The 6,157-nt window shown below is 42.7% G+C and carries 4 protein-coding genes; all 4 read right to left on the bottom strand.

The window, feature by feature from the left end; translation table 11 throughout:
* Positions 1 to 220: 220 nt before the first annotated feature.
* Genes FCL48_RS24445 through selA form a run of 4 tightly spaced genes read right to left on the bottom strand, consistent with a single transcriptional unit; the run spans position 221 to position 5,622 of the window.
* The gene (locus FCL48_RS24445; RefSeq protein WP_136876684.1) at positions 221 to 1,303 is read right to left on the bottom strand and encodes a type IV pilus twitching motility protein PilT; all 1,083 of its coding nucleotides are present in this window, start codon (positions 1,301 to 1,303) and stop codon (positions 221 to 223) included.
* A 46-nt stretch (positions 1,304 to 1,349) separates the two neighbouring features.
* Positions 1,350 to 2,033, bottom strand: a complete 684-nt coding sequence (locus FCL48_RS24440) for a TIGR00730 family Rossman fold protein (protein WP_136876682.1) — start codon at positions 2,031 to 2,033, stop codon at positions 1,350 to 1,352.
* Positions 2,034 to 2,045: 12 nt separating this feature from the next.
* Entirely contained in the window at positions 2,046 to 4,217 is a 2,172-nt protein-coding gene (locus tag FCL48_RS24435; RefSeq protein WP_169309371.1) for a lipopolysaccharide assembly protein LapB, read from the bottom strand.
* A complete protein-coding gene (selA, locus tag FCL48_RS24430; protein ID WP_136876678.1) occupies positions 4,210 to 5,622 on the bottom strand; it encodes an L-seryl-tRNA(Sec) selenium transferase in 1,413 nt (470 codons plus the stop codon). The genes FCL48_RS24435 and selA overlap by 8 nt, the downstream gene beginning before the upstream one ends.
* Positions 5,623 to 6,157 lie beyond the last annotated feature (535 nt).

Here is a 6,157-nt window from a genome sequence, read left to right as displayed (position 1 = left end):
TTTCTCACGCCGTTCGCCGACGTGAGTTTTTCCTGTTATTGGTTTAGCCATGAATAAACTCCCCTTTAAAATGTGCGTATAATCATAATACGTACACGTAAAAAAGCAAGAAAATAGCACGGTTTTTTCAACTAAACCGTGCTTATGGGGGTGTTTTTTTGGCTTAAAGTGTGCGCTTTACCCGATTTTCAGGTTAATATTTTGCCATACACAGCAGGAGCTAAACTTCAGTGAAATCGGAAGGAGCCTTTTTCAGATATTTGAGGAATTTAGCCTTTTCTACAGCATTGGAATATGCGTCATCGGTACTGATCATTTTCTTTTCCAGCAGATACATGATCGCATCATCGAGGGTTTGCATTCCATATTTTTTACCCGTCTGCATGGTAGACAGAATCTGAAAAGTTTTTCCATCCCTGATCAGGTTTCTTACAGCAGGGGTTGCGACAAGAATTTCCAGAGCCGCACATCGCCCCTTTACATCAGTTCTCTTAAATAATGTTTGAGAAACTACGGCCTTCAATGCATCAGCAAGCGTCGATCGTACCTGCCCCTGCTGGTTTGCTGGAAATATTTCAATAATACGATCAACAGTTTTCATGGCATTGATGGTATGCAAGGTACCAAAAACGAGGTGACCGGTCATAGCCGCTTCCATGGCAAGTGAAATAGTTTCCAGATCACGCATTTCACCGACCATTATGATATCAGGATCTTCACGTAAGGCCCCTCGAAGAGCGGCAGAAAAGCTGTCTGTGTGGGTTCCTACCTCACGGTGATTAACTATACATTTCTGGCTTTTATGAACAAATTCTATGGGGTCTTCAATTGTAAGAATATGATCCTTACGGTTCCTGTTACATTCGTCCACAATGGCTGCAAGGGTTGTAGATTTGCCGGATCCCGTTGGTCCGGTAACGAGAACAAGCCCTTTGGGTAGATACGCTAATCGGGAAATAACAGGAGGCAGACCGAGTTGTTCAACCGTCATGATATCGCTCGGAATCTCCCGAAAAACAGCACCGACACCGTACTTTTGCTGAAAGAAGTTACAACGGTATCTGGCAAGTCCTGGAATTTCATAACCGAAATCGATATCTCCGGTTTCTTCAAAGACCTTAATTTTTTCTTCCGGACAGATCTCGTACAGCATTGCCCGAAGTTCATCATTGCCCATTTTCTTAAATTTAACTCTTTCCATATCTCCACGGATACGGAGGAGCGGCTGCTGTCCTGCAACCATATGTAAATCTGACGCACCTTCGTCGTTCATCAGCTTAAAAAAGCCATCTATCTGAGCCATTATTTTATCCTGGATTCAATTATTGAAGTACTACCCATTAAAAAAATTACTTCTCACCGCGATTGTTTTTTAAGTATGCAACAACTTCATCTGGATCGTCAAGTACCGTGAGAAGTGAAATATCTTCATCACTGATATTGCCATTCCCAACCATTTTATCTTTAATCCATTCCACAAGTCCACCCCAAAATTCGCTGCCAAAAAGGACAATGGGAAAAGGCTTGATTCTCTCTGTCTGTACAAGCGTTAACGATTCAAACAGTTCATCCATGGAGCCAAAACCGCCTGGCATACAGACAAAGCCGGAGGAATATTTCATCAACATTACTTTTCTAACAAAGAAATACTTAAAATCCAAAGAAAAATTCACGTATGGATTCAAGTCCTGTTCATGGGGTAACTTAATATTCAAGCCCACAGAAATCCCCCCAGCATTAAACGCTCCTTTGTTTGCTGCCTCCATGATGCCAGGACCTCCCCCCGTTATTACCGCAAAACCTTCCCTTGCAAGTTCTGCTGCTATTTCTTCGGCCAAAAGATAATATTTGTGATTTTGGGGTGTCCGGGCAGAACCATAAATAGTCACCCCTGGAATATCGATTGCTGACATCCCATCAAAACCTTCAACGAACTCAGACATTATCCTCAGCATTCTCCACGAATCACTGGCGACTGAATTATCAAGGACATATTTAGGCTCTTTAATTATCCGACCGTTACCGTTCTTCATTCATTCCTCTACTTACATATTTCTTTGAATAGCTTGGCAGGATTGTAATCCGTGCTTTACTCTGTTTTTAATATGCTTCTCTAATTTTTCTTGTTTTAATGCTTTTACAAACCAGCCTTCTGCCCTTTTCGCCATTCCTTCCTTTACATATCCCTCCGCCATGAGCAATTGTGCAAAAGCCCTGTACTGCTTTTTCTTAAGACAAACTTTTAACAGCTTCTGAGCTGAGAAAAACGCTCCTATGGAGACATAAATTTCGGCAAGGTACAATTTGTACTCTGTGTTATCGGGATCAAGCTCTATACTCTTGAGGCACAGAGATAACGCAACATCCGTTCCTTCCTGCTCCTGGAAGTACAGCCTGCCCAACAGGTTGAGAGCCCTGTCATCAAAGCCATTGAATCGCAAGGCCCTCTCCAGGGATTGTATGGCTCGTCGGGGCTCATTGAGATTGAAGTAATTCACTCCAAGGAAATAATGTACCTTGCCGGTATCAACTGTCTCTTTTACATCTGTGAGCCATTCCTCTATATAACAGATCGAAGAATCGTAGAGACCTGTCTCACAACAGAGCACCCCAAGTTGCAGCTTCAGATCACTGATAAGACGGGGGTCGACGTCTGCCCCATCTCGAATCTGAAATGCTTTATCCATATATTTCACAGCTTCTTTGTTGCTTCCCTGAGCCTGTTTGGAAAGACCCAGATTATAAAGGGCCATGAAATTATCTTTATCAGTGGCCAGAGCACTTCTAAAACAATCATCCGCCTGCCTGACACGATTCATCAATGCCAAAGTCACCCCAAGACTATTGTGAAGATTAACATCACCGGCACAGCTTTTAAGACCTCTCCTATACTCTTTAACGGCCAGGTTGAAATCACCTTCGCCAAAATAAACATCACCACTGATATTAAAGGTTACATGGTCGAAGATAGCATAACTTCTAGGACCAAAAAATTCAGCGTGGAGAAGAGCCTTCTTACAGCAGAACGGGGTTTCTGATATGCTTATATCTGAAAAAGGGTAGCACGTGACTCCAGCAGAAATAGAGACAGCATCGCCAAGCGCCGATACTTTTCCTAAAATTTCTCGCACCCAGTTCGTTATCTGAAGTTTGTCCATCTCAGGGCAGAGAACATAAAGATCACGCCCCATTCTGGCAGATTTATAGTTACAAACAAGCGGTTCAATCAACTCAACAACTCCACCTTGCCCGGAATCACAACGAAATAGCACCAATGAAAAAGAGTTTAACGGCTTGCACCACCGACTGATTTTGCGGACCACAGTAGCATCTGGATGAGCGAGGGGCTGTTTTTCTGGAAAGGCAAGAGATGTGTAATCACAGAAGCTAAAAGGCCCTCGCTTTGAAGCTTTATTTAATGCTGTCCAGGCTTCATCCAGAAGATTTATCCCCTTAGGGCAATCTTCTTCTCCGAGGCGTCCTTTGCGCATCACACTGGAACCTACATGCACCCGGGCACACCCCTCTGTTTTTAGATAGGAAACCAGACTCGATTCAAACGCCGATCTATCTTGCTCCTCTCCCCGCTGAAGAACCAGAGCGAAGGTGTTATGTCCTATGTAGTGGAGTATCGACCGACCACGGATAAAGGTTTTCAGAAGAGAAACGCAACGATGTGTATATTTTATGTTTCGACGAAAAGAAGTCGACACCGGCGGAAGCTCAACCAATGCAAGCATCAGGTTTTGCGTCACGCTTGCGGAGTCCAGCAAAGAATAGAGATTGGTTAGATTTAACAAGCCCGTTTGGGCATCAACTCGTGCCTGCTTGAGGAGATGAAACTCTCGCTGTATGAGAACGATTTTCTCATCCAGCCAACTGTTACTCATTTTTTGCAAAAACAAGGGATCAGCTCCCGCCAAAACGACAACGACACACGCGTTATCCTTCGTGACCAAGCCGAGAAGAACAAAACCATTATTTATTATGTACGGAGACTTCTCCTTTTTCAGGGCTTGAAAATACTCAACAAACTCAGGATTCTGCGAGAAAATTTCCCTGGAGGCAAGGAAGTCACCTTCAGACTCGAAAATATCAACCTCTTTAATGGTTGGAATATGCCTGTGCAGTATCTCAGTAAAACTTGATGAAAACACAAAATAATCTTCGACCAGCAGCTCCATACCAATAACGGGGAGCGGAAACTTTTCAATCACGATCACTCTCATCCTCGAAAAAATGAACCAGTAGTTCTGACAGAGCAGAAACTTCTTTATCCTGAATCGTCCTCATATCTAAGAGAAATTTATCATTTTCCATACGCCCAATAACAGGTGTCGCTAATTTTCTCAGGCCTTTTTCAAAATCGCTCAACCTCATTGTTTTTGGGGAAAATGCCAGGGCCCAACTCTTTATATTATGCTCAGGCAACGCACCACCACCAACCCTTGATACCGTGGATATCAGCTGTATTTCGCAAACGTTGGTTACCTTGGATTTAATTCGGCGTAAAAGGGACCGGCCTCTTTTCTTGACGATGTCAGGTGAGCTGGTAAGCATTCGCAAGGTAGGCAGAGATTCTATAGCTTTATCCATGTCATAGTATTCACGCAATACACTTTCAAGTGCAGCCAAGGTAAATTTATCAATGCGTAATGCTCGGTTTAGAGGATTCTTTTTTATTTTACCAATTATCTCTTTGGTCCCGACGATGATCCCAGCCTGTGGGCCACCTAAAAGTTTATCTCCACTGAAAGTGACCACATCAACGCCTGCTTTAACAATTTCCTGAACAGTTGGTTCTTTTGGAAAACCGTATTTTGAAAAATCGACGAGACTGCCACTTCCAAGATCTTCCATGGTGGCGATACCGTGTCGCCTTCCCAACTCAACCATTTCTGTTGCGGAAACATCAGAAGTAAAACCGATTATTCGAAAGTTTGAAGTATGTACCCGCAGCAGCATCGCTGTGTTTTCAGTAAGTGCGTTTTCATAATCACGCAGGTGGGTTCGATTCGTGGCACCAACTTCAACCAAAGTTGCACCACTTTTGGCCATTACATCTGGAATTCGAAATGAGCCTCCGATCTCAACGAGCTGACCTCTGGAAACAATGACCTCATGACCTTTAGCAAGAGTATCTAGAGAAATTAATACTGCAGCAGCATTGTTATTAACAACCAGCGCAGCTTCAGCTCCGGTCAGGTCGCAGATAATATCTTCAACAAGACTGTATCTACTTCCCCTCTGGCCGGTATCGAGATTAAACTCAAGGTTAGAATAATAGCCACCTGCCTGAACAAGCTGATCGGTAGTCTGTTCTGGCAGTACAGAGCGACCAAGATTTGTGTGAATGACAACTCCAGTACCATTGAATACATGCTTGAGATGAGGACTTATTTTCTTTTTTATAGCAGAAACAAAACGAGCTATCCACTGTTCGGTGGTAAGTTCGTTACACTCAGCTGAGGTAAGAATTTTCTCTCTTTCTTTTGCGGTAACTTCCTGAATAGCCGACTTAATGATAGTATCAGGTGCAGTCAGACTCTCTATGCTTCGCAATAGAGATATACATTCATCCACTTTAGGGATACCCCTCAAGCATTTCGATTTTGGATCCATAATATTATATTACATTTAACTGGTCTTAATGATTGAAAGAGAAACGCAAAGACAAAATTAATAAACTTTAAAGCTGCAAGAACAATCTTTCATATATAGTATGCCAGATAACCATCAGGCTAGAAGTTTTTTCATTTTAGCCAAATTAATTATTGACGAGCTGATGGAGATCATGTATTTTGCCGCTCGTTCGTGAGTAACGGGATAAACGCTTCGCCTGATAGCGGGACGTCAACCCAACAAATTGCTCACAAACGAAAATAAGATAAACTTTTTATTGACATAAGGTTTTAAGTTTATTAGATTTAGCCGCTCGCCGCGACATAAAGCGCGGGACACTTCGGGAGTTTGGGAGTGTTAAACGATCCTTGAAAACTAAATAACAACACATAAGCAAACGGGCCCAAGGTAGTTTTAGCGAACTACAATGGAGCAAGTTTTCGTAATTCGAAAATAGAGCTCTTATATACATAAGCACTATATAAGTAACTATCTCTTGAGTGAGGTAGTCTAGGATATCAAACTGGAGAGTTTG

Origin of the sequence: Desulforhopalus sp. IMCC35007 (assembly GCF_005116575.1) — a bacterium.
GTDB lineage: Bacteria > Desulfobacterota > Desulfobulbia > Desulfobulbales > Desulfocapsaceae > Desulforhopalus_A.
This window is presented reverse-complemented; position numbering and strand designations above follow the sequence as displayed.